Origin of the sequence: Nonlabens agnitus, assembly GCF_002994045.1 — a bacterium.
Lineage (GTDB): Bacteria > Bacteroidota > Bacteroidia > Flavobacteriales > Flavobacteriaceae > Nonlabens > Nonlabens agnitus.
Window position 1 is genome coordinate 2,477,616 of the sequence record NZ_MQUC01000003.1, and the last position, 25,004, is coordinate 2,502,619.

At 41.8% G+C, this 25,004-nt stretch carries 25 protein-coding genes; 11 read left to right on the forward strand and 14 right to left on the reverse strand.

Annotated features, from left to right (window positions below; all coding sequences use genetic code 11):
• Positions 1 to 9: 9 nt before the first annotated feature.
• The gene (locus BST86_RS11395; protein WP_197709227.1) at positions 10 to 771 is read right to left on the reverse strand and encodes a carbonic anhydrase; all 762 of its coding nucleotides are present in this window, start codon (positions 769 to 771) and stop codon (positions 10 to 12) included.
• Between the two features lie 307 nt (positions 772 to 1,078).
• Between BST86_RS11395 and BST86_RS11400 the strand changes: the two genes are divergently transcribed.
• The gene (locus BST86_RS11400) at positions 1,079 to 1,555 is read left to right on the forward strand and encodes a regulatory protein RecX (protein ID WP_105984025.1); all 477 of its coding nucleotides are present in this window, start codon (positions 1,079 to 1,081) and stop codon (positions 1,553 to 1,555) included.
• Here BST86_RS11400 and BST86_RS11405 read toward each other — a convergent pair.
• The 8 genes from BST86_RS11405 to BST86_RS11440 form a co-directional block, all read right to left on the reverse strand.
• Positions 1,552 to 2,415 (reverse strand): cupin-like domain-containing protein, encoded by an 864-nt coding sequence (locus BST86_RS11405; protein ID WP_105983350.1) that lies wholly within the window; start codon positions 2,413 to 2,415, stop codon positions 1,552 to 1,554. The two genes, BST86_RS11400 and BST86_RS11405, sit on opposite strands and share 4 nt — an antisense overlap.
• A gap of 14 nt (positions 2,416 to 2,429) precedes the next feature.
• Entirely contained in the window at positions 2,430 to 3,533 is a 1,104-nt protein-coding gene (bioB, locus tag BST86_RS11410) for a biotin synthase BioB (RefSeq protein ID WP_105983351.1), read from the reverse strand.
• 2 nt (positions 3,534 to 3,535) lie between these two features.
• Positions 3,536 to 4,498, reverse strand: coding sequence for an alpha/beta fold hydrolase (locus tag BST86_RS11415; protein WP_242446522.1), 963 nt, complete (start codon positions 4,496 to 4,498; stop codon positions 3,536 to 3,538).
• Positions 4,499 to 4,571: 73 nt separating this feature from the next.
• Complete coding sequence (locus tag BST86_RS11420) at positions 4,572 to 5,699, reverse strand: beta-ketoacyl synthase N-terminal-like domain-containing protein (RefSeq protein WP_105984027.1); 1,128 nt, start codon at positions 5,697 to 5,699, stop codon at positions 4,572 to 4,574.
• A gap of 60 nt (positions 5,700 to 5,759) precedes the next feature.
• Positions 5,760 to 7,040, reverse strand: coding sequence for an adenosylmethionine--8-amino-7-oxononanoate transaminase (gene bioA / locus BST86_RS11425; protein ID WP_105983352.1), 1,281 nt, complete (start codon positions 7,038 to 7,040; stop codon positions 5,760 to 5,762).
• Positions 7,037 to 7,654 carry a dethiobiotin synthase gene (gene bioD / locus BST86_RS11430; protein WP_105983353.1) on the reverse strand — a complete coding sequence of 206 codons (618 nt, stop codon included), beginning with the start codon at positions 7,652 to 7,654 and terminating at the stop codon, positions 7,037 to 7,039. The genes bioA and bioD overlap by 4 nt, the downstream gene beginning before the upstream one ends.
• Complete coding sequence (locus BST86_RS11435; protein WP_105983354.1) at positions 7,647 to 8,060, reverse strand: putative signal transducing protein; 414 nt, start codon at positions 8,058 to 8,060, stop codon at positions 7,647 to 7,649. The genes bioD and BST86_RS11435 overlap by 8 nt, the downstream gene beginning before the upstream one ends.
• On the reverse strand, positions 8,057 to 9,178 hold the full coding sequence (locus BST86_RS11440) for an aminotransferase class I/II-fold pyridoxal phosphate-dependent enzyme (RefSeq protein WP_105983355.1): 1,122 nt from the start codon (positions 9,176 to 9,178) through the stop codon (positions 8,057 to 8,059). The genes BST86_RS11435 and BST86_RS11440 overlap by 4 nt, the downstream gene beginning before the upstream one ends.
• 151 nt (positions 9,179 to 9,329) lie before the next feature.
• On the opposite strand from BST86_RS11440, the gene BST86_RS11445 reads away from it, so the two are divergent.
• The 4 genes from BST86_RS11445 to BST86_RS11460 are packed head-to-tail and all read left to right on the forward strand — an operon-like array spanning position 9,330 to position 13,086.
• Entirely contained in the window at positions 9,330 to 11,552 is a 2,223-nt protein-coding gene (locus BST86_RS11445; RefSeq protein WP_105983356.1) for an ATP-binding protein, read from the forward strand.
• Positions 11,536 to 11,970, forward strand: coding sequence for a response regulator (locus BST86_RS11450; RefSeq protein ID WP_105983357.1), 435 nt, complete (start codon positions 11,536 to 11,538; stop codon positions 11,968 to 11,970). Before BST86_RS11445 ends, BST86_RS11450 begins: the two co-directional genes overlap by 17 nt.
• 2 nt (positions 11,971 to 11,972) lie before the next feature.
• Positions 11,973 to 12,536 carry a response regulator gene (locus BST86_RS11455; RefSeq protein ID WP_105983358.1) on the forward strand — a complete coding sequence of 188 codons (564 nt, stop codon included), beginning with the start codon at positions 11,973 to 11,975 and terminating at the stop codon, positions 12,534 to 12,536.
• 1 nt (position 12,537) lies between these two features.
• Positions 12,538 to 13,086: a biliverdin-producing heme oxygenase gene (locus BST86_RS11460; protein ID WP_105983359.1), complete on the forward strand. Its 549-nt coding sequence runs from the start codon at positions 12,538 to 12,540 to the stop codon at positions 13,084 to 13,086.
• Positions 13,087 to 13,235: 149 nt separating this feature from the next.
• On the opposite strand, the gene BST86_RS11465 is transcribed toward BST86_RS11460, so the two are convergent.
• The 5 genes from BST86_RS11465 to BST86_RS11485 all read right to left on the reverse strand — a co-directional run bounded on the left by BST86_RS11465 (position 13,236) and on the right by BST86_RS11485 (position 19,566).
• Entirely contained in the window at positions 13,236 to 13,511 is a 276-nt protein-coding gene (locus BST86_RS11465; RefSeq protein WP_105983360.1) for a F0F1 ATP synthase subunit delta/epsilon, read from the reverse strand.
• Positions 13,512 to 13,596: 85 nt separating this feature from the next.
• The gene (gene atpD, locus BST86_RS11470; RefSeq protein WP_105983361.1) at positions 13,597 to 15,105 is read right to left on the reverse strand and encodes a F0F1 ATP synthase subunit beta; all 1,509 of its coding nucleotides are present in this window, start codon (positions 15,103 to 15,105) and stop codon (positions 13,597 to 13,599) included.
• Positions 15,106 to 15,319: 214 nt separating this feature from the next.
• Positions 15,320 to 17,167 (reverse strand): glutamine--fructose-6-phosphate transaminase (isomerizing), encoded by a 1,848-nt coding sequence (glmS, locus tag BST86_RS11475; RefSeq protein WP_105983362.1) that lies wholly within the window; start codon positions 17,165 to 17,167, stop codon positions 15,320 to 15,322.
• 6 nt (positions 17,168 to 17,173) lie between these two features.
• Positions 17,174 to 18,739 carry a DUF4270 domain-containing protein gene (locus BST86_RS11480; RefSeq protein WP_105983363.1) on the reverse strand — a complete coding sequence of 522 codons (1,566 nt, stop codon included), beginning with the start codon at positions 18,737 to 18,739 and terminating at the stop codon, positions 17,174 to 17,176.
• Between the two features lie 2 nt (positions 18,740 to 18,741).
• Positions 18,742 to 19,566 carry a glycogen/starch synthase gene (locus tag BST86_RS11485; protein ID WP_105983364.1) on the reverse strand — a complete coding sequence of 275 codons (825 nt, stop codon included), beginning with the start codon at positions 19,564 to 19,566 and terminating at the stop codon, positions 18,742 to 18,744.
• A gap of 75 nt (positions 19,567 to 19,641) precedes the next feature.
• On the opposite strand from BST86_RS11485, the gene panC reads away from it, so the two are divergent.
• From panC to BST86_RS11515, 6 genes are read left to right on the forward strand one after another with little or no spacing between them, the layout of a single operon-like run.
• Positions 19,642 to 20,523 (forward strand): pantoate--beta-alanine ligase, encoded by an 882-nt coding sequence (gene panC, locus BST86_RS11490; RefSeq protein WP_242446523.1) that lies wholly within the window; start codon positions 19,642 to 19,644, stop codon positions 20,521 to 20,523.
• Between the two features lie 36 nt (positions 20,524 to 20,559).
• The gene (gene panD / locus BST86_RS11495; protein WP_105983365.1) at positions 20,560 to 20,910 is read left to right on the forward strand and encodes an aspartate 1-decarboxylase; all 351 of its coding nucleotides are present in this window, start codon (positions 20,560 to 20,562) and stop codon (positions 20,908 to 20,910) included.
• Position 20,911: 1 nt separating this feature from the next.
• Positions 20,912 to 21,886, forward strand: coding sequence for a lysylphosphatidylglycerol synthase transmembrane domain-containing protein (locus BST86_RS11500; protein WP_242446524.1), 975 nt, complete (start codon positions 20,912 to 20,914; stop codon positions 21,884 to 21,886).
• A gap of 50 nt (positions 21,887 to 21,936) precedes the next feature.
• Entirely contained in the window at positions 21,937 to 23,307 is a 1,371-nt protein-coding gene (radA, locus tag BST86_RS11505; RefSeq protein ID WP_105983367.1) for a DNA repair protein RadA, read from the forward strand.
• Positions 23,308 to 23,311: 4 nt separating this feature from the next.
• On the forward strand, positions 23,312 to 23,833 hold the full coding sequence (locus tag BST86_RS11510) for a TlpA family protein disulfide reductase (protein WP_105983368.1): 522 nt from the start codon (positions 23,312 to 23,314) through the stop codon (positions 23,831 to 23,833).
• Complete coding sequence (locus tag BST86_RS11515; protein WP_146126761.1) at positions 23,823 to 24,968, forward strand: peptidoglycan DD-metalloendopeptidase family protein; 1,146 nt, start codon at positions 23,823 to 23,825, stop codon at positions 24,966 to 24,968. Before BST86_RS11510 ends, BST86_RS11515 begins: the two co-directional genes overlap by 11 nt.
• Positions 24,969 to 25,004: the final 36 nt, after the last annotated feature.

A 25,004-nucleotide genomic window follows, 5' to 3' on the forward strand; every position in this document is an offset into this window, starting at 1 on the left:
AACTTATTTTTAATCGTTGTATGCCATGTTTTTGAATTTAGGCAAGCTCGTGATGGTTTCTTCAATGAACTCTACTTTCCCAGATTCAATGTTATAAACGGCACCTACAATGAGCAGCTCTCCAGACTCAAACCTACGGCTCAACAGTGGCTCAAGGTTACGTAATAGATTTACTTGTTCTACCACGTTTGCGGTAACTGCGAGGTCCAATTCTTCAGAATCAGATAAATTAGCCTGCTTTGCCTTGATAGTTGCCGGCTTAATCGCATTGATTAAAGTTACCACGTGTCCTGGTGGGTTTTCTGGAAGTTTCATGGCAGCATCTACAGCACCACAGCTTTGGTGACCAAGTACCACAATCAACTTTGTATTTAAAGCTACGCTGGCATACTCGATGGTACCGTAAGAAGCTTCAGCCATTACTTGTCCAGCAGTCCTTGTTATAAATAGATCACCTACACCTTGATCAAAAATAATCTCGTTAGGAACACGGCTATCTGCACAACCAATAATGGTTGCAAATGGCTTTTGACCCAGTTTTGTGTTTTTCAAATCTGCCTCAGTCTGTCGTGGGCTAATAGATTTATTCTGGGCAAAGCGCTTGTTTCCATAGATTAGTTTTTTAAGTCCATAATAAGGATCAACGTAAGCACTATCACGATCTGCGAAATAGGCGTCTTTTTCAAGGTTAAGCAGTTTGTCCATTTTTGAAGTTTGAGCAGTAGCCAAACATGAGGCTAATACAATTCCAATACTCAGTATCTTTTTCATTTTGTTTAATTTTTTTAAAATATCATTCAACAAACATATACTCATAAAGATTATTTATAATAGTCATTAACTTATTTTTAATAGTGATACTATTAGTTTTACTTGTATTGCTATTATTCAATAGGCATATTGCTATGGATATAGCTGATAAAATGTTATAAAACATCCCATTTTTGAAAAAGTAGCTCACAAGAAACTGCGAAATCTCAAGAGTAAAACTCTACATTGATCTATTCGCACCTATTGTCTATAAAGTCAATACCTATCTTACTATTTCTACAATCCGTAAATTTGTAGTGCAATGCAAATGAAACAAGAGTCTTTTACTGTAGAAGAGGCCACAAGAGCGGCCGAGCGTTTTTGCGCCTACCAGGAGCGTTGCCATCAGGATGTGGAGCGTAAGCTTAAAAAGATGGGAATGATTCAGGATGCTATCGACCAGATCATACCGCATTTGTTGCAGCACAATTTTTTGAATGAAACTAGATTTGCAAAGGTGTTTGCTGGTGGGAAATTCCGCATCAAGAAATGGGGTCGTGTGAGAATCGTGCGCGAGCTTAAGATGCGTGGCCTCAATAAAAAAACCATCGACATCGGGCTTGCAGAGATTCCTGAGGAGCAATACAGATTGACATTTGACACGCTTTCGCGAAAGCGAAACAACCAACTTACAGAAACTGATAAGTACAAACGCCGCAAGAAACTAGCAGATTATCTACTCTATCGCGGTTGGGAATCACACCTGGTTTATGCCAAGGCAAAAGAGCTTATACCAGACGATTAAAGCCGATCGTTAGTGCGCGTAATAGCCTTTTCATTCTTATAATCGATCCAGTCCTGACCTTTCCAGCGGCGCATCAAATTATCGTAATGACGCATGATAAAAATGTTGTACAAAGCCTTGCTCAAATTCTTGATCTTACGTGGGTACGATCGCAAACTGATGGAGAATCCTGGTGTTAGGTAATGCATGTAGTGCCAGTAACCTTCTGGCATGTAGAGCATCTCACCATGATTAAGATCGCATACAAATCCCTGCACTTTTTTGAGTGCTGGCCATTTTTCCAGATCTGGATTGCTAAAATCGATATCCTCACGAGTGATTAAGGCGTTGGGCACTTTATACATATATTTTGACTGGTCTGGTGCCATGATGATGCATCTCTTTTTCCCATGAAAATGGAAATGCAGGATGTTGGTAAAATCAATATCATAGTGCATAAACACCTTTGAGTCTGTCCCGCCAAAGAACATCATAGGCAGTCCCTTGATCAACTTCATGCCCAGGTCTGGATATTTGAAATCGGTTTGCAGCTGTGGCACTTCTTTCATGATGTTATAAAGAAAGATCCTGAAGTTAGTCGGTCCTTTTTTGAGCAGGTCGATGTACTCAGACATCTTCATTTCGGCATGTGCCTGGTTAAAACCCTCATCGTGTTTTACCGGGCGATCATCGTACAACGGCACGGTCTTGTCGCCAGCAATTTGATTAATATATTCCAGATTCCACTTTTCATAAGCCGGCCATTCCTCAGTCAACCGCTCGATAACGACCGGCTTTTGTGGTTTTAGGTAATTCTTGACAAACTCTGCTTTAGACAGTGTTTTGTGTCGCGGTATTTGTGTGAGGTTTAATGAACTCAAGTTACTGTGATAATTTAGTTTGCTTTGGCAGCCTTGGCCATTTCCTTGGCTTGCTCGTTACGCTCAATCTTGTGATCTGGACGTGACCAACGTGGCTTTTCACCTTGATCTTTATACTTAGAATATTGCTCTTCTACCGTTTCTGGTTGTGCCTTTTTTACAAAAGGCTTCATCGGTTCCAATCCTAACATCTTGAACATTTCCATATCCTCGTTCACGTCTGGATTAGGCGTGGTGAGAAGTTTATCCCCAGCAAAAATTGAGTTAGCACCCGCAAAGAAACACATGGCTTGTCCTTCACGGCTCATGCTCGTCCTACCGGCACTCAATCGCACTTGGGTTTGTGGCATCACAATTCTTGTAGTCGCCACCATACGGATCATTTCCCAAATGGAAACTGGTTCTTGCTCTTCCAGAGGTGTTCCTTCAACAGCCACCAGTGCGTTGATAGGCGTACTTTCAGGCTGCGGACTTAAACTCGCAAGTGCGACAAGCATTCCTGCGCGATCCTCTACATTTTCACCCATTCCGATGATTCCACCACTACAAACAGTGACGTTGGTCTTACGAACGTTCCCTATGGTATCCAGACGATCCTGGTAACCACGAGTGGAAATTACTTCCTTGTAATATTCCTCGCTACTGTCAAGGTTGTGGTTGTAAGCGTACAAACCAGCCTCTGCAAGTCTGTGGGCTTGATTTTCTGTAATCATACCAAGTGTGCAGCACACTTCCATATCTAGTTTGTTGATGGTCCGTACCATTTCAAGAACTTGATCAAATTCAGGACCGTCCTTGACGTTTCTCCATGCTGCTCCCATACAAACTCTGGAACTACCGCTGGATTTGGCACGTAAGGCTTGCGCCTTGACTTGACTTACAGACATTAGATCATTGCCTTCGATATCTGTATGATAGCGGGCTGCCTGTGGACAGTATCCACAATCTTCTGGACAACCACCAGTTTTTATGGATAGCAAAGTAGAAACCTGCACCTGATTGGGATTATGATATTCCCTATGTACAGTAGCTGCATCATAAAGCAGTTCCATAATAGGTTTATTATATATGGCTAGAACTTCTTCTTTAGTCCAGTCGTGTCGGGTATTTGTTAGCATAGTTATTTGTTTATCTCAAAAAATTCTTCGAATAGCTTGTAGAACTTTTGGGGTTCCTCAAGATAGGGATTGTGCCCACTATTCTCAAACATTTCAAATTGTGCCTGTGGCATAAAGGTTTTGTATTGTACTGCAAATTCTGGTGTAGAGACGCCATCATATCTACCGGCTATGATCAGTGTTTTTGCTTTGACATCTTTCAACATTCTACGGTAATCTTGTTCAATCATACTACCGCTCACATCAAAATCACCATCAGGACCTATGATCTGTTCATAGACCTCGTTTGCCCAACCGCGATAATCGGTATCAGGAACGTTTTGTTGCAAGCTGGTGTTGTGGTAATAGATATACTTAGTAGGAAAGGTAGCATAAAGATCCTGTAGCGGCTGGTCTGTCGAGACATAACCTAGCGCTCTTAAAGAATCCACCTTCACCCATTTTTCCGGAAAATGTGTTTTTGCATAGTGGTTATAGCTATCACAGTTGGCCTGCCACATGGCACCACTATGAAAGCCATTGATAAGCACCATTTTTTCTACTTCATCGCCGTACTTGATAGCATAGGCTTGCGCGGGAACAGTACCATAAGAATGTCCTACTAATGAAATCTTATCAAGATTGAGATGCTTCCTAATCTTCTCGATCATCTCGACATCAGCTTCAACCGTGTACTCTTCTTTATTGCTGGCATTGTCAGACTTGCCTCTACCCAACCAATCAAAAAATACCACTTTATTGGAAGTGTGGTACTGGCCAAAATTTCCCTGCATATAATCATGCGAGTTTCCAGGACCACCAGGCAAAAAGAAAATTGGGTCGCCTTCACCTTTGACCTCCAAGTTGATCTTGTACCCATCGATGGTGATAAACTCACTGCTGAATTTATCAAAGATATTTGGGTCTGTTTGCGCTTTCGCGAAAGCGGAACAGATCAAAATCAATAAAACACATCTCATTTTCATGGGTACACCGCTTGAAAGTTTACCAATTGGGCAAAACCAAAAATAAAACAAAATCAGGCCACTTCTTGATTGCTTACAATTCCTTTTCTACAAGGATACTCACACAGTTGCCGCCAAAACCACTAGCGTTGATCAATATTTTGCGAGGAATCACAGACCTCTCTCGCGGATTCACAAAACTATCTGATACATAAGGGATTGCAGGTATCTGTGCAGTGGTCAACATCTGTACTGCCATGAACAAATTGACCGCAGCACTAGCGCCCAGTGTGTGCCCTATTTGCCATTTATTGTTACACAATTGCGGATGAAGTTCCCCAAAAACAGCCTTTATCGCCGCCAATTCTGATCGATCGCCCTGAAGCGTTGCCGGTGCATGCGTGATAATTGCATCTATATCCTGCAATTTCTGATCTTCCATCGCTTGTTTCATGGTATGCTGGAACCCAATGCCATCATTAGAGACTGAAGTCGCACTGGTCAGGTTCTCAATGGAAGTACCGTAACCTGTGATTTTGATCTTGGTACTAGCTGGTTTTTTGGATAACACAAAACAGGCAGCAGCTTCTCCCAGAATCATTTGATTGCTGGTTTTTTCCATGTCCAGAGCACGGCAAGGATAATCACCACTTTCCTGTGAATAAATGCGTAGCGCCTTCATTTGCGCAATGGTAAAATCGGTTAGAGGCGCTTCGGCACCACCAGCGATAAAAGCTGTAGCCATACCACTTTCCAGCCAGGCAATAGCATTTAGAATGGAATGTGCTGCCGTGGCACAAGTGATGGAATGAGAAAACGCCGCAGCTTGTGTTCCTAGATCCTGGGCAATCCAACTGCTGATGTTACCTAAGGTTGTCAATGGTGACGTAGGCACGGGAACCTGACCGGTTTTTACAAAGCCGGCATGAAACTCTTCCCAGATTCCTGTCGCACCGCGACTGGAACCTACATTGATCGCTACATCCTTATCTACCAATTTCAATTGACGTGCCGCCAGCATGGCTAGAATCGTTGATCGATCCAGCTTTTGATAATGAGCGTTTTCCTCGCGCAAATCAGTAATGGCTTGCTCTGTGGCTTGATCAACCTTTCCTACCGCAGTTCCCTCATGATGACAAAATAAAGCACTAGCCGACTCAAAACCGTTTTCGCCTAATGGAGAAACGAGCGATGCATCGTGTATGTAAATGGGGTTTTTCAATGAATAGATTTCGGCTTGCAAAAATGAGGAAAAGCCATGAAAAATGACACCTTGAATGGTCTAAACTAACCGTGAATCCAGAAATTCCATGATGGTTTTGTAAAGAAAATCCAGCTCTGTCCATGTGGTCGTAAAAGGCGGTACCAAGTAGATTGTTTTACCTAAAGGTCGCAGGAAAACTCCTTTATTCCAAAACCATTGGAAAATCTCGTTGCGCTCATTCCCGTAGCGCTGCATTTCTAGGTCAAGATCCAAAGCCAGAATCACGCCGCAATGACGCACTTGTGCTACCAACTTATGTTTTTCCAAAGTTGGTTTAAAAGCATCATGTGATTCTTTGATCCTTGCAATTCCTTCTTGGATTTCATAAGAAGTCAACAGGTCAATACTGGCAGCTGCCACCGCACATCCCAACGGATTTCCAGAATAGGTATGCCCGTGAAAAAAGCCGCGACTGGTCTCATCACTTAAAAAGGCATCGTACACCTCTTGTGTACAACTAGTGATCGCCATAGGCATGATGCCACCTGTCAATGCTTTGGATAGACAAATAATATCCGGCTTATTGAGCATCTGGTCACTTGCAAAATAACTTCCGGTTTTTCCAAAGCCTGTCATGACCTCATCTGCAATGGAAAGAATTCCGCTTTCGCGAAAGCGTCTTATCAAACGGCATAACGCACTACCATCATTCATTTGCATGGCAGCAGCACCTTGCACGAGCGGCTCATAAATAAAACTGGCAATTTCATGATCATCAATGAGCTGATCAACCTGCTCCAAAACCGAATCCACATTCTCTAATGTGGGCGCTGGTATGCGAATGACCTCAATCAAAAGGTCTTCAAAAGGACCGTTGTATACCGAAAGTCCCGAGGCGCTCATCGCACCAAAAGTGTCACCATGAAAACCACCTTCCAGCGCTACCACGGCGAGTCGCTTCTCTCCACGGTTAAAATGATACTGAAATGCCATTTTAAGAGCAATCTCAACGCTAGTAGATCCATTTTCTGAAAAGAACAGCTTGCTTTGATTATGAGGCAAAATATTGAGTAGTTTCTCCGCTAAAACTACTGCTGGTTCATGGGTCATCCCAGCAAAAACTACATGGTGCAATTGCTCGACTTGTTTTTGTAACGCATTGATCAGTGTAGTGTTACAGTGTCCATAACTGCAGGTATACCAGCTGGAGATTGCATCAAAATAACGATTGCCTTCATGATCATAAAGATAATTGCCTCGCGCATGTGAAATGGCAAGCGGCGCCAATGCGGTTTTGTGTTGCGTCAACGGATGCCAGATTTGCTGCGCATCTTTTTTTAGAATGTCGCTGGCATTCATAACTGTTCTAGTTTTGCCTTGAATTCTTGAGCGTAATCTTTGATTAATTGCGGTGTAATGGCTTCATGTCTTTCCATATGACCTATGGTGGGAACGCCGCTCATTTTTTCTATGATATCAATCGTACCGTCTAAATCTACATGGTTATAGATAATACCAGCACATTTTAGTCCTTTGGACTTTAAATAAGAAATACTCAATAATGTGTGATTGATGCTGCCCAGATAACCAGAACTTACCAAAACAATTTTATCTGTAGGCAGCATCAAATCTGCGATGGTGTGTTGATCATTGATAGGAACGAGTAGCCCGCCAGCACCTTCAATAATTAGGTTTTTTGAGGTTTGCGGTCTTTTGATATTGTCCAACGTGATGCTTACACCGTCAATTTCTGCAGCTTTGTGCGGACTCATGGGCGTTTTGAGTCGGTAAGATTCCGGATGGAAAGTACCGGTATGATCTGGCAACAACTCTTTTATGGTACCTCGATCGGTTTCGGTGAGGCCGCTTTGTATGGGTTTCCAATAGTCTGCATCCAGCGCTAGGGTTGCAATGGCTGCGGCTACAGTTTTGCCTACATCGGTTCCTATTCCAGTAATAAAATAACTACTCATGTAAATCAAATTCAAAAGCACAATTCGTGCATTTATACAATTTATGTTTTCTAAGTGGCAGCAGGCTATAGGTAATCGCTTTGATGACCTCTATAAAGCCGCTGGCGCTATTGATATCTTGCTGTTCTCGCACTTTACGCTTCTTACAATTGGGACAGATGATATAATCTGTGATACGCTGCGATAATTCTGGTGAGGATTTCTCAATGATGGCAAGTGCCTTGATAAAATCCTCTATATAAACATCCATTTTGACGCTACCTATGGCGTTTGTCGCAAAGGGATCTGATGCAATAGTAAACTCATCACGCAAGAACACTTCTATATTCTCGCTCTCAAGTTTGCTCTTGATTACAGCTGCCTCTGCCGGGTAAGAAAAGGTCGCCACGGTGCGGAATTTGTTCATTGCTTCTTGAGTATTCCCGCTAAGGTATGAAGCATTTGCTCGCATTCCTGAGCAGTATTGAAACTATGCAGGCATATGCGCAATCGTTCCTCGCCAGCAGGAACGGTAGGTGACAAGATAGGTCTTATGTCATAGCCTTTTTCCTGTAGTTGCATCGCGGCATTTTTGACCAATTTATTATCTGGGATGATACAGGTTTGAATAGGTGTCACGCTTTCGCGAAAGCGTAATCTCAACCCACTTTGTATCACTAATCTATTGAATTGCTTCACGAGCATCTGTAGCTTTTCCACCTCTTGAGAATCCTGAATGAGAAGATCGTAGGCATTTGAAATGCAATTCAAAGAATGCTGCGGCAAGGCTGTGGTGTACACAAAGCTACGGGCAAAATTGACCAAAAACTGATTGAGGTCAAATCCTCCCAAAACCGCTGCGCCATGAGAACCCATTGATTTGCCATAGGTAACGATGCGAGCAAAAATCTCATTTTCAAGCTGTAGGGATTGTGCCAGACCTTCGCCATCGTTGCCTACAGTTCCTAGAGCATGAGCCTCGTCCAGAATGAGATGTACGTTCACCTTTTTCTTCACAAGCTCGATCAACTCCATTAGATTGGGCATATCGCCGTCCATGGAAAAGACGCTTTCTGTAATGATATAGACTTCTTGATTTTCTTCTTTGGAAAATTTATCCAGTAAGATAGCTAGGTGACCCAGATCGTTATGACGGAATTTAAGCGATCGTGCGTCGCTTAGCTTGATCGCATCACGTATGCTGGCATGTACGTACTCATCGTACAAAATGAGGTCGCCACGTTGTGCCACGCTGCTTATCAATCCTAAGTTAGCATCATATCCAGAATTGAATATTAATGCCGATTCTGTTTTGTGATAATCTGCGATCTTTTGCTCCAGATCCTGGAAGTCTTTAGTCTGTCCGGTTAGCAATCGGGAACCGGTTGCGCCGTGGTGTTCGCTTTGGACAGGTTTGAGTTTTTTTGAAAAGCCTAAATAATCGTTTGACGAAAAGTCAATAAGCCCAGTTGTGGTCTTGAGTTCGCGCATACTTTGATTAGCATGCCGCTGGGCTAATTTGATAAGAAGCTTTTCTGGAATCATGGGTCCAAAAATAATGGAAATAGCTTCTTTAGTTCCCTAAAATAGGGAAAGGTGTAAGAATTGATTGTTCGAGACTCCATATATGTTAAAATATTATTAAAGGTAGGAAAAGACTTCCAACCCTATCTAGTTAATTTAAGATCTTTCTCGCATGCAATTGACCCGTTATCCCAGTAAAACAGATTTGGAAACCTGTGAGCAAGAACCTATCCATCTTATCCCTAAGATCCAGCAACACGGGTTTGTCATTGTTCTTGATAAAGAGGATATAATCATCCAGGTAAGTGATAACATCAATCGCTTTTTAGAGGTCGAAATTGACGAGGTTTTAAACAGCCACATTGGGACCATCTGTGAACCATCAACGCAGCGTCTGTTACAAGAGTGGAAAATAAATAAGCGTTCTCACGTTCCCTTTACATTTTCATCATCTGGTAAGGAATTTACCGCCATACCTCACGCCATCAAGGATATGACGTATATGGATTTGGAACCCATCGCCATCGATTGGGATTCTTTTGCCTTCCAGCAGGAAATGCTCGATACCTTGAAGCAGCTCAATACCGCTAACAATGAGTCTGAACTAACTGGTATGGCAGCAACCTTACTGAAAGAGTTGCTGGGCTATGATCGTGTGATGATCTATCAATTTGACGAGAACTGGAACGGTACCGTTGTAGCAGAATCTAAGGAAGATCATCTGGAATCATGGAAAGGCCTACACTACCCTGCAGGAGATATTCCAGCCAATGCCCGTAAATTATTCCTGGAGCAAGGCGTGCGTATTTTAAGTGATGTGTCGTCCACTTACAGTGACATTGTTCCTACCGTGAATCCAGTCTTAAAATCTTTGGTTCCTACCGGTCAGTCCCATTTGCGTGGATCATCGCCTATACATATTGAGTACCTAAATAACATGAAGGTCGATGCCACTTTAAATTGCGCTATTGTCAAAGACGAGCAGTTATGGGGTCTCATCGCCTGTCATCATTACTCAGCTAAATTTGTCAATTTTCATAAACGCAAATCCTGTCAATTGCTAGCAGAGATGTTTAGCAATCAACTAACGGTCAAGAATACAAAATGGGTATTGAAAAAAGTCAATGACTCTACAAATACCAGAGCTAAACTCATCAAGCATATCAGTAAAAACTGGGACCTCGTGGCTGGTGTTTGTGACCACAAAATCACGGGAAAGGATCTAATTAACTGCGATGGCTTTGCCATCATTTATAATAATGAATACCGTACCGTTGGTCACTGCCCAACGAGATCTGTTACAGAGCAACTGATGAAAGAACTGGAACATCAATTGTCAAAGAAGCGATGTTATGCATCCAACAGTCTAGTAAAAGATTTTGAATGGATGGAGCCACTTGCAGCTGATTTCTCGGGTCTGTTGTGTCATAAAATAGGTGTGGATGATCAAGAAGCTGTCATGTGGTTTAGAAAAGAACAACGAGCTCATGTTACTTGGGGCGGAAAAAACGACAAGCAGGATCAAAAAGAAAAAAGCGAGCGACTTTCGCCTCGCAAATCCTTTGAAAAATGGACTGAAGAGTTGCGATACACCAGCGTGGAATGGCAGGATTTTGAACAAGCGGCCGCTAGCGCTTTTGTAGATGATCTACAAAGTGTTATTGTCTCTAGGTATGGCGAGGTCAATCGCTTGAATAAACAATTGGAAAGTCTCAATCAAGAATTGGAAAGCTTTAGCTATAGTGTAAGTCACGATTTAAGAGGACCATTAAGAGGTATTGATGGATTTGCTCAAATTTTGATGGAAGACTATGCAGATACTCTGGATGAATACGGGAAAAACTCCATTAAAGTCATCATTCAAAGTGCAGAGAAGATGAACAGACTCATGGATGACATCTTGAGTTACAGCGGTCTAAGCAGTGTAGAGGTTATTAGCGATTATCAAGATGCTGCGAGCTTGTGTGAATCCATCATTGTGGAACATAGATTAAAGGAAAAATATCCCAACACCACAGTTAGCATTCAGGATTCCATGCCATCTATCTACGGTGACAAAACGATGATGCTACAACTATTTTCCAATTTGATAACGAATGCTTTTAAGTACTCATCAAAAGTTGATCACCCAAAAATTGAAATAGGCAGTTACAATAAAGACAACAAAACCATTTATTACGTCAAAGACAATGGCATAGGATTTGACCCACAATATCAGGATAAAATATTTGGAGTTTTTACCCGATTATTCACGACCGAATATGAAGGCAGTGGCGTTGGACTAGCAATAGTACACCGTATAATTTTTAAACACCATGGAAAAATCTGGGTGGATACCGAGGTTGGCAAAGGAGCAACTTTTAATTTTTACCTAGCAAATGGACCAGGTCAATAATACATGCAATAGCAAGAACATCTTCATTATTGAAGATAGGGTTGAAGACATGGAGCTCATCACCAGAGCCATCTCCAGACAATTTGACAACGTCAATCTGGTGGCCGTTCCAGATTCTGAAGACCTGCTCAAAAAAATCACAAGTGGTGACCTAAAAAAATCCAGGCCACACTTGTTGCTCATAGACATCAACATGCCTAAAGTTTCAGGTATTGATTTACTTAAAGCATTGTCTGTAAAGGAAGAATATAATAAACTCCCTAGAGTTGTGTTAAGCTCCAGTGACCATCACAAAGATCTTGATGCCGCCTATTCCTATAAAGCCAATAGCTACGTCATCAAACCGGGCAGCTATAGCGATCTAAAAATTAAATTAAAAAGTGTTGTCGATTACTGGCTGTACACAAACACCAACTAACCATGATTAAAGAGCCATTAAAAATATTAATCGTAGAGGATAGCATTACAGATGTTGCTCTATTACAGCGACAAATTAAAAAGTGCGTACAGGATCCAGAAATTGTAGTAAGTGACAAGATCATCCAGACCAGACACGCTGTAAAGACCTTTATTCCAGATGTCGTATTTACTGATTTCCAATTAGTAGGTTTCACGGGAATGGAAGTAATTGAGAACGTTCAGGAAATTTATCCTAATATTCCTATCATTGTCGTAACAGGAACCCTAAATGATGAAGAGCTTGCCGCCAAAACAGTGCTAGGTGGGGCCTCTGGTTTTTTGCTTAAAAGCAACATGTCAAAACTTCACGAGCGACTTGAGCCCATGCTTACAAGGATACTGGATGAGAAAGCCCAGTTATTTGCCAGACTTGAAAAAGAAAGAAGAGAAAGAGAAAAATTAGAAGAAATACAAAGCCTTCTCAAAGAAGCCGCTTTATCAGAAGATAGTGCAGAATCCACCCAAGAATATTACCAAAAGATACTAGCTAACATAGGCGACCGCATCAAGACGATTATCAAATAGCATGACCATACTGGAATTATTGCGCAAAGAAACCCGTGATGCACATATAGAGCTGGAACAGGTGAGCGGTGCCGCCAAAATATTGGATCACACGATCAACTTAGAACAGTATGTAAAAATTCTGCAGGCAAATTATATCGCTTACGCGAAAGCGGAATCACAACTAGTACCCTTACAAAATGAATCCATAGCTGCATGGATCAAGCAAGACCTACAAGCCGCTCGCGCAGAAGTGCCTAATTCAAAAGAAGAAGTCACTGTTCAAGATTCCAACCTAGGTAAACTAGGCGTACAATATGTCATAGAAGGATCACTCCTAGGCGGCGCCATGATCGCCCAGCATCTCACTAAATGTCCAGCGATAGAAAACCTACCGCCACAACAATTCTATGCAGCAGGCAGTCCAGAACGGGCAAAACGGTGGCGCAACTACGTTGCTCATATGAACTCCATAGATCTCACACCTCAAGAATCCAAGGAAATCGTTGAAGCTGCTAACCAGACCTTCAATATGTTTAAGCAAGCTTCATTGCTGAATGGAATCCATTAATATATAGCGCTTTATGCGTCCATAGTTTGATGTGCTCTAATTTATTATTCTAAGCTAAAGCAGACCTAAGCTTTCGCGAAAGCGAACAAAATAAAAAAAGCCTCGATCCATGGAATCGAGGCTTTTCTGAATATTATAATCTCAAGAAACTAGTCCGCTAATACGATAGCTTTATTGTCTTTCATTTCCAGTACACCGCCTTGGATCTTAAAATCAGTAGTGCCGTTTCCTTTACTGAATTTATTAGCCACAGATGAATCAAGGGTAATGTTACCGTACATTTTGACGGTACCACGAGTCAATAAAGAAACTATAGGTGCGTGATTGTCCAGCATCTGGAAGTCACCTTCCATACCTGGAACAGATACAGACTCTACTTCACCGCTATAAAGTGTTTCTTCTGGAGTTACTATTTCTAAAAACATCTTTTCTAATTAAGAATGATGAATGATGAATTCAGAATCGAATTGAAGTAATTCAAAACTCTGCATTCTGCATTCAGAATTAATTTTAGGCTTCTACCATCATTTTCTCTCCAGCCTCGATCACTTCCTCGATAGTTCCTTTAAGGTTAAAGGCACTTTCTGGAAGATTGTCAAGCTCACCATCCATGATCATATTAAATCCTTTGATGGTATCCTTGATATCAACTAGAACTCCTTTAAGACCTGTAAACTGCTCTGCCACGTGGAACGGCTGTGAAAGGAATCGCTGCACTTTACGAGCACGGTAAACCGCTTGTTTATCTTCTTCAGATAGCTCTTCCATACCTAGAATCGCAATGATATCCTGTAGTTCCTTATAACGCTGTAACAACTCTTTTACACGTTGTGCACAATCATAGTGGTCTTTTCCAAGGATATCTGCCGTAAGGATACGTGATGTTGAATCTAGTGGGTCTACCGCTGGGTAGATACCTAGCTCTGCAATCTTACGAGACAATACTGTTGTAGCATCCAGGTGAGCAAAAGTTGTCGCTGGTGCCGGGTCAGTCAAGTCATCTGCAGGTACGTAAACCGCTTGTACAGATGTAATAGATCCTTTTTTGGTAGACGTGATACGCTCTTGCATCGCACCCATTTCAGTTGCTAATGTTGGTTGGTAACCTACCGCAGATGGCATACGTCCTAGAAGCGCTGAAACCTCAGAACCTGCCTGTGTAAAGCGGAAGATGTTGTCAACGAAGAACAAAACGTCTTTTCCTTGACCATCTGCACCACCATCACGGAAGTACTCTGCAATAGTCAATCCAGAAAGTGCCACACGAGCACGTGCTCCTGGTGGCTCATTCATCTGTCCAAAAACGAAAGTCGCTTTAGACTCCTTCATCACTTCTTTATCGACAGACTTCAAATCCCATCCACCTTCTTCCATAGAGTGCATGAATGCATCTCCATATTTTATAATTCCTGATTCCAACATCTCACGTAGAAGGTCATTCCCTTCACGTGTGCGCTCACCAACTCCTGCAAAAACAGAAAGTCCACCGTGACCTTTTGCGATATTGTTAATCAATTCCTGAATCAATACTGTTTTACCTACTCCAGCACCACCAAATAGTCCAATCTTACCACCTTTTGCATAAGGCTCAATCAAGTCGATTACCTTGATACCGGTAAAAAGAACCTCTGTAGAGGTAGAAAGGTCTTCAAATGCAGGTGCAGATCTGTGAATAGAAAGTCCATCATCACCAGTCTTGGGAAGATTTCCCAGACCATCGATCGCGTCACCTATAACATTAAATAGACGACCATAAACGTCGTCGCCTATAGGCATTTTGATAGGGTTACCGGTAGCCACTACAGCTGTACCTCTACTCAATCCATCAGTAGAATCCATGGATATGGTTCTAACAGTGCTCTCACCTATGTGTGATTGCACTTCAAGAACTAGTTTATTTCCCTTCAATTCAATCTCTAGTGAATCGTAAATGTTGGGCAACGCACCTTGAGTGCTATCAAACGTTACATCAACCACCGGGCCGATGATTTGTGAAACTTTACCTGTACTTTGAGACATTCTATCCTTTTTTTAAAACTTAAAAGCTTGGCTTATAAAGCCTTTTTTCAGTGGCGCAAAGATACTGCATTCACATTTATTTAATTAATTGATTTTTTACTTTTTTCTGATAGGATATTTAGTAGCGAGATTGTGGTTGTTTCGCTTTCGCGAAAGCGTAAAAAACAAAAGCCTCATTACTAGAATGAGGCTTTGATGATTTATACAAATAAGATTACTCTACTGTCACTGATTTTGCTAGGTTACGCGGTTGGTCCACGTTTCTATCCAACGCGATGGCAATGTGGTAGGACAACAACTGTAACGGAATGGTCGTCAAAAGCGGTGTCAAGCACTCAAGTGTATCTGGCACCTCAATGACGTGGTCTGCGAGGTCGCGTACATCCACATCGCCTTCTGTAACGATCCCGATGATCTTGCCCTCACGAGATTTGATCTCTTGAATGTTACTCACTACTTTTTCGTAATGACCTTTTCTTGTCGCAATCACCACCACAGGCATTTGCTCATCAATCAAGGCGATAGGACCATGCTTCATCTCAGCCGCCGGGTAACCTTCTGCATGTATGTAGCTTATCTCTTTAAGCTTTAAAGCGCCTTCCAGAGCCACTGGGAAATTGAAACCTCGACCTAAATAAAGACAGTTTTTTGCATCTTTATATACGTGGGCAATCTGCTCGATAAGATCATTGGATTCCAATGCCTTCTTGACTTTGTTGGGAATGCTGTCTAATTCCACTAGGTATTCGTGAAACTTACTGCGTGAGATAGCACCTTTTTTCTTGGCTAGTTGAAGTGCAATAAGAGTAAGAACCGTAATTTGAGTTGTGAATGCCTTAGTGGATGCAACACCTATTTCTGGACCGGCATGTGTGTATGCTCCAGCATGAGCCTCACGAGAAATGGAGCTTCCCACCACGTTACATACACCAAAAACGAAAGCGCCGTTTTCTTTGGCAAGCTTGATAGCCGCCATGGTGTCTGCGGTCTCACCACTTTGAGAAATAGCAATTAGAATATCATCCTTATCGATGATAGGATTGCGATATCTAAACTCTGATGCATACTCCACCTCTACAGGAACTCTCGCAAGTTCTTCAATGATATACTCTGCAACAAGTCCTGCATGCCAACTGGTACCACATGCTACTATGATAATGCGTTTCGCATTCAAAAACTTATTCATGTGCTCGTCAATACCAGCCATCTTAATGATGCCTTGATCTGGAAGCATGCGGCCTCTAAAGGTGTCTTTTATCGCCTGTGGCTGCTCATAGATTTCTTTCAACATAAAGTGGTCGTAACCACCTTTTTCAATTTCTTCCAGATTCATTTGTAATTCCTGCACATAAGGGTCTACCAGAGAATCATCATGAATCTTTCTTACTTTGATTTCTTTGTGCGTTCGCACTATCGCCATTTCACCATCCTCAAGATAAATCGCATTCTTTGTAAATTCTAAGAACGGGCTAGCGTCAGAGGCTATAAAAAATTCATCTTCGCCTATTCCGATGGCTAGAGGTGAGCCCAATCTTGCAACAATAATCTCATCAGGCTTTCTCTTGTCAAAAACGGCAATTGCATATGCACCAATAGTTTGATTAAGAGCTATTTGTACTGCCTTACCTAGCTTGACATCTTGTTGTTTTTGAACATCCTCAATAAGGTTTACCAGTACCTCTGTATCTGTATCTGATTTGAACGTGTAGCCACGTTTGGTAAGTTCCTTTTTTAGAGGATCGTAGTTCTCAATAATACCATTGTGGATAATAACTAGATTACCATCATTTGAGTAATGAGGATGAGAGTTGATATCGTTTGGTACACCGTGAGTAGCCCATCTGGTATGACCTATTCCTATGTTACCGGTAATGGAAATCTCGTTTTCCATTTTTTCCTGAAGGTCTGCTACCTTTCCTTTAGTCTTACAAACCTTGAGGTCTTCACCATCAAATAGCGCAATTCCTGCACTATCATAACCTCTATATTCCAGTCGCTTTAGACCATTTAGAACGATAGGGTAAGCATCTCTCTTACCTATGTAGCCTACAATTCCACACATGCTTTATTAATTTATTTCAGTATAAAAAATCTTCAATTTAAGGCGCTTCTCTGGGTCACTAGAAAGGTTACCGTGTAAAACGGTTCCTTCATGAGAAATCGCGCTACCAATAGGAATACTTTCTATAAGCTGTGGTTGGGTTTGATTTTTAACCCTAGACGCTCCAACGGCAGATAAATTTTGAGTAACACAAATGCCTAGTTGACCTATCTCAATTGTACCAGAGAGAATATCTGATATATATTGTGTGAGGGATACCTCATATTTAATACCTGGTCCAGAGCTATCATTTCTTTGAAGGGTTCCAAAACCTATAATAGATCTGTTTGATAAATTATAAAGTAAAATGTTTTCAGGTTCTACCGAAACTGATGTGGCGTTAGCAAATGCTGTCTGATCTACATAAAATTCCAAGTTAGCCTCATTCACTAGAATATCATTACGCCTCAAGCTTGCCAATTGATCAGGAACACCATCAGGACCTCCGTCAGAACCACCAATCAAGTCAGGGCCAAATAAGTCAATCAATGATATTGCACCAGGTCCACCTTTTAGGTATAAACGTTCAGAACCATTTTCTGGATTAAAGGAATCTGATATTTGATCTTGGATGCCGCTAGGTAATTCATTGTTCAACATCACTGCCCTACCTCCCGTAAGATTTAGAATAAATGAGCTTGCAAGATTCTCTTGAACATCTGGTATATCAGAAGTGTAAAAAATTTGAATGGTAGCATCGGTCAAATTGAGATATGACAGGTTACCATTACCTGTCGATGAAGTAACCTGAAAATAGAGACCCCTAAAAAAGTTTCTAAAGTTGCTATCGCTATCAAGATACTCAGCATTCTCATTATCGACTATCAAATCTTTCCAAAAATTAGGCTCTAATGCTAATCTAAACCTTGGGGATAATCTAGACGAAACAACAGTTTCATTGTCACTATTTTGAGCTGTTAAAAGGACCTCTTCAGGACTTGGAGTAAAATTAGTAACCTCTTCAAATGCTGGATTAGAAGGGTTTTCTAAATCAATGAATTCAATAGCTTCACCCTTAATATCATTAACAGTAGGGCCTAAATCTGAAAAATATGTTGCAGCTTGCTCCACATTCTCAGGGTCAAAACTATTTAAAAAATAGTTGTTCCTAAAAATCTTAAAATTAATCGGCTCATTCCCATAAACAGAATCGAGTTGATATGTGGTTGCCTCACCTGTTTGACCTGTACTTCTTGAAAAATAAGGAATTGTCAAAATCACGCTATCGACTCTTCTATTCTCTCCAAAGCTTATTCCTGCAGAATTAATGCCTAATTGAGTTACAAAGTCATAGGTCGTTTTACCATAAATTGGATCATTATATGTACCCAGTTGAACAGATCCAAAATTATTTGTCTGCACAGGATTAAGCCTCGCACTATATGCGGTAACCTCAAAGTCCTCTTCAATAATCGTATTATCAACATCAATTCCTAAAAACTCACCTCCTAATTCGGTTGGGTCTGTATCACAACTAATTAGAACAAAAACGATGGCAATTACCATCGTTCCATACTTCAATAAATTCTTCATTACTAAGCTTCTTCTTTTACGTTAAGGATCTTATCAAGGTAAAATTCCTCATAGGCGTCAGCAAAATCTTCTGGTGATTGATAGTCCAGTACAGGCTTATCTTGAGCATCAATAAAACTTTCCAATTCGTCGTCTAGGGTTTCACTTCCCTTGATGATTCCATCACTGTAGACTACAGCACTACGCATAAGGTTTAAATAAGAAGGCTCTTTAAACGTACTGATCACCTCATCATCCAACGCGTCAAACTGTAGTTTTTCATACATTTCTTCGTTTAACGTTCCTTCAAAGGATTGGTTGTAGACAGATGTGACTATTTTACTTTCCTCAAATAAAGGATCTGTACCGTAATAGTTTCTTAGATATAACGGTAATAAACTTGCCAACCATCCATGAACATGAATAATATCTGGAGCCCAATTTAATTTCTTAACCGTTTCAATGACACCTTTAGCAAAGAACATGGCTCGCTCGTCATTATCGTCGAAGAGATCACCATTTTCATCAGTTAAAGTTGCCTTGCGTTTGAAATACTCATCGTTGTCGATAAAGTACACCTGCATGCGCTCCTTAGGTATAGAAGCTACTTTTATAATCAATGGCATATCAAGATCATTGATCACCATATTCATCCCACTTAATCGAATCACCTCATGAAGTTGATGACGTCTTTCATTAATATTACCAAACCTCGGCATAAAAATTCTAATCTGTCCACCACGATCATTCACCATCTTTGGTGCAAAATAAGACATGGAGGATGCTTCGGTTTCTGGTAAATAGGGAATAACTTCTGAGGATACGTATAATACTCTTTTTTCCTTCATAGATCGATTTTTGTCGCCTTTCTTCTAGCAGAATGCAAAAATACGTCTTTTCTTGCACATTCACTTGTAAACCTTATGTTTGTAGGCTATTTACCCTATTCTCAAATGGTTTTTACCTCTCATAAAAAGCTCTCCCAATTTCTCAAAGACTTCAGGTCAAGTAATAAATCCATAGGATTTGTTCCCACTATGGGCGCGCTCCATGATGGCCATTTGGCTTTGATGAATAAGGCGCTTGAGGAAAATGACTTACTCGTCACCTCCATATTTGTCAATCCCACGCAATTCAACAATCAGGCAGATCTTGAAAAATATCCAAGACTTCTAGAAGAGGACCTCAAAAAAATCAAGACTCATATTCCAGAAGACCGTTTTGTCCTCTATGCTCCAGCAGTAGAAGACGTCTACGGGTCTAATGCCAAGGCAAAAAACTATGAATTCGGAGAGTTGGAGAATGTCATGGAAGGCGCCCAACGACCAGGACATTTTGATGGTGTTGGTACCATTCTGGAGTTTTTGTTCAAAGCAGTTCGCCCAGATCGTGCCTATTTTGGTGAGAAGGATTTTCAACAATTACAAATCATCAAAAAGTTGGTGGACATTTTGGATCTTGAGCTAGAGATTATAGGCTGTCCCATTCACAGAGAGAAAAGTGGTCTCGCCATGAGTTCCAGGAACGGCTTGCTCACTCCAGAAAATTTTGAAAAGGCTGCTCACATCTATCGCATATTGACCCAGTCAAAAGAATATTTTAAAAACCACGATATTCAAGAAACAGAACAGTTTGTAAAAGAGCAAGTAGAGGCGATATCAGGCTTTACATTGGAATACTACACGATAGCAGACGAGAAAACCCTTGTGCCAGCCAGCGCCAAGGATCCAGAAAAACAATACCGCGCCTTTATCGTTGTGCACCTACAGGGCGTTCGTCTTATTGACAATATTCCCATGTATTAGTATTTTGATAATATCTACAAATCGTATCTTTGCCGCATGTTAATCACAGTAGTAAAATCTAAGATTCACCGTGTCAAAGTAACTGGCGCAGACCTTAACTATATAGGTAGTATTACCATAGATGAGGACCTCATGGACGGTGCAAATATTGTTGAAGGCGAGAAAGTTCAAATCGTCAATAATAATAACGGTAATAGACTGGAAACTTATGCCATCCCAGGGCCGCGAGGTAGTGGTGAGATTACTCTTAATGGTGCAGCCGCACGCCTGGTTGCGGTAGGCGATGTGCTTATTTTGATCACCTATGCTCAAATGACCATAGAAGAAGCTCGTAACTTCAAACCTAGCCTACTGTTCCCTAACGAGAAGGACAACACACTTACCTAATTTGAGCTTGAAAAAAACGCTCATCAAGATCGCAAAGATTCTACTGCCATTTTTGCTGGGAGCTTTTTTGATTTACATATCCTACACTCAATTCACGACAGAACAGCTGGATGAAATCAAAGGTTATTTGCGTGATGCCGATTACCGTTTTATTGCTCTAGGCATGGTGCTAGCCATGTTAAGCCATCTTTCCAGAGCCTGGCGATGGAACTACATGCTTGCAGCACTGGACAAGAAACCCACTTACCTCAACAATATCATCGCCATAGGTTCTGGTTATGCGATGAACCTCATCATACCGCGCAGCGGCGAGGTGACTCGCGCCGTGATCGTGAATCGCACAGACGATATTCCCGTCGATCAAGGCTTGGGAACCATCATTGCAGAGCGTGTACTGGACTTCATCATTTTATTGGCAATAACCGCAACCGCAATGCTTACGGCAAGTGGCGAGATCGTGGAATTCTTTAAGGAAAGTATTGAGGTCGCTTTCGCGAAAGCGAACCCCATCAAAATCACCACATATCTTATCATTCTAGTGATCATCGTTGTTTTGGGAATATACCTTCTCAAAAAACTGCAGCTTTTCCAAAAGGTTAAGGGATTTCTAGCCGGCATCAAAGATGGCTTCACCACGATCTGGACCATGGAAAAAAAGTGGCGGTATCTAGCGCACACATTGTTCATCTGGTTCATGTACCTAGCGATGTTTTACGTTTGCATTTTTGCCATTCCAGACACAGATTCCATGCCCGTAAGTGCCGTTTTGTGCGCATTTGTGGCAGGTAGTTTTGCGGTTGCCTTTACTAATGGTGGCTTGGGCGCATATCCTTATTTGATCAGCCAGGTGTTGCTGTTGTTTGGTTACAGCGCCGTGGTGGGAACCGCTTTTGGCTGGATTGTCTGGTTATCGCAAACCCTATTGGTCATCGTTTTTGGACTGCTATGTTTTGTGCTTTTTTCAATGCGCAAGTAAATTTGCGTTAGGTTACACCTCTTAATTTTTATCTTTCCAAAAAAGTTCCCATGGCCAAGACCAAAACCACATTCTTTTGTCAAAATTGCGGCGCGCAACACGCTCGCTGGCAAGGCCAGTGCACGGCCTGCAAGGAATGGAACACGCTGGTAGAAGAGGTCGTTGAGAAACCCACTAAGAAAGACTGGTCGCAAAGTGTTGATGAGAGTACGCTTTCGCGAAAGCGCACTCAAAAACCACAGCGCATCTCTCAAATTGATGCGACTGAAAGTCCACGCATGGACACCACAAATGCCGAATTCAACCAGGTTCTAGGCGGTGGACTCGTGCCGGGATCTGTGACCTTATTGGGTGGAGAGCCAGGAATTGGGAAGTCGACCCTATTATTACAACTGTGCTTGAACCTGCCTTTTAAAACACTGTATGTTTCTGGTGAGGAAAGTGCGCAACAAATCAAAATGCGGGCAGAGCGCATCAAAAAAGACGTCGACAATTGCTACATCCTAACCGAAACCAAGACGCAAAACATATTCCGTCAGGTGGCAGAAAATCAGCCTAATGCGTTGATCATCGACTCCATTCAAACGCTGCAAACTGATCATATTGAAAGCACCGCTGGTAGCGTTTCACAAATAAGGGAATGCACTGGCGAACTGATCAAGTTTGCTAAGGAAACCAACACGCCAGTTATTCTGATAGGACATATCACTAAAGACGGGAATATCGCTGGACCCAAAGTCCTAGAACACATGGTAGACACGGTGCTTCAATTTGAGGGCGATCGCAACCATACCTACAGAATTTTACGGGCACTCAAAAACCGTTTCGGGTCTACCCATGAAATAGGAATCTATGAAATGTTGGGACATGGGCTGCGTGAAGTCACTAATCCCAGCGAGCTATTGATTTCTCAGCGTGGTTCCAGTTTGAGCGGTACGGCGATTGCTGCCACTATGGAAGGCATGAGACCGCTAATTATAGAGGTGCAGGCTCTAGTGAGTACGGCCGTTTATGGTACGCCACAGCGCAGTGCCACTGGTTATAACTTGAAACGCCTCAATATGATCTTGGCGGTGTTGGAAAAGAGAGCCGGTTTCAAATTGGGCCAAAAGGACGTTTTCCTCAATATTACTGGTGGTATCAATGTAGACGATCCTGCGATTGATCTCGCGGTAGTGGTTGCCGTGCTGTCCTCTAATTTTGACATTGAAATCTCCTCGCAACATTGCTTTAGTGCAGAAGTTGGTTTAGGTGGTGAGATACGACCCGTCAGCCGCTTGGAGCAACGCGTCAATGAAGCATCAAAACTGGGCTTTGAAAAGATTTTTGTAGCACCATCAAAGACCGCTTTAAAAGACAAGGGAACGCAAATCCAGGCCGTTTCTCGTATTGAAGAACTTGTAAAATATTTATTTGCTTAGAATCATGAAAAATCTATTGTTTTTGACCTTGTTAGCTTTAATGGTTTCCTGTAAAGAAGGACCACAAAAACCCTTGCGATATGCAGATGTAGACACCTCTTCAAAAGATGTTCTACACTTAACAGACCCTGACGATTATTACTACTCGTTGGAAGATCTTATAGAAGCCAGTCAAGGTAAAGTGGTTTATGTAAACTTTTGGGCCAGTTATGAGTTTGGGTTTAAAGAGTCCATGCGAGCGCTTGAAAAATTGGAAAAAGAGATGCCTAAAGAAAATTTTAAAATCATAAACATCTGCCTGGACGCTGTCATGCTGCCATTTGAACAGCATTTAAGGATCACTACTCTTGAGCACAATTATATAGCGCGAGGTTTTGAAGACTCCAATTTTGCCGAAGAGTATGACTTTGTCGCGCTACCACGTTTCATGCTTTATGACAGAAAAGGGAAGCTCATCGATAACAACGCTATGGCGCCTACCAACGAAAACCTAGAGTCTACGCTTCAACTACTCATTGAGCAATAGGTTGTCGTTCTTTCGTAGAAATATTGTTTCCTTAACGGTCATAGGCTGCATCACAGCAGCAGTACTGACCTATTTCTACAAGCCAGAATATTTTGATTTTATCGTCCAGCCATCCGCGCGCAGCCTGTATGAGCGCGATTTGAAAAAATATCCAGACCAACTCGAACGTTGGAATAGATTAAGTAAAATGGCGATCAATGATAGCGTTTTGAGTGGTGATAGCTATAGCGAAATTGCAACATCAACCGCTCAAAACTCATTTGCCGCTGGCTATATGGTAAATATCGCTCAAGGCGAAAGCTTGCTCGCCACCATCTCCATGGACAGCATCCAGCCATCTTGGATTCTAGAAGCCTATAACAATAATGGAATGTTACTTGAAAGCGCCATAGCAAACGACTCTATGTTAAGTCTGCATATTAAAAACGGCGAGGCACAAAGGCTAAAAATTGTTGTTCAGTCTTTTTTAAATATCACTGATACTGTTCAGCTAAAGGTTTATAAGCAACCCTTATTAGAATTCCCGCTGGCTGGCAAAGGAAATAATGCGATCCAGTCCTTTTGGGGTGTGGCTCGTGACGGTGGTCGCAGGTCACATGAAGGAAACGATATCTTTGCAGACCGCGGCCATCCAGTTGTAGCGGCAGCAGATGGCAGAATAAGTTCTGTACGAGATCGTGGTCTTGGCGGTAAGCAAATCTGGTTGAGGGACAATCTTACCAACTCCAGTCACTACTATGCTCATCTTGACTCACAACTCGTTACTTCTGGACAGCGAGTTTCTAGAGGCGATACGATAGGGTTGGTAGGCAATACTGGTAATGCGAGAACCACACCACCGCATTTACATTTTGGCATTTATAAAACTGGTGGCGCCGTTGATCCCAAACCCTACATTTGGCAAGTTCCCATTCCTGAAGATTCTCAAAGCTTACCTCTACGTCCTGTAGCCATAGGTTCTGGAACTGGTGCTAACCTGCGATCTCAACCTAATGCTAATGGCGGACTGATTCGCAATATTCAAAATGACACGTTGATCATTTTGGGAAACAGCAACGACTGGTATCATATACGAACCGCAGATAGTCTAGCCGGATTCGCTCATAAATCTATGATACGACTGATAGAAGAGTAGCTATTTTGAATCTATAAAAGCTGCTATTTCTTTATC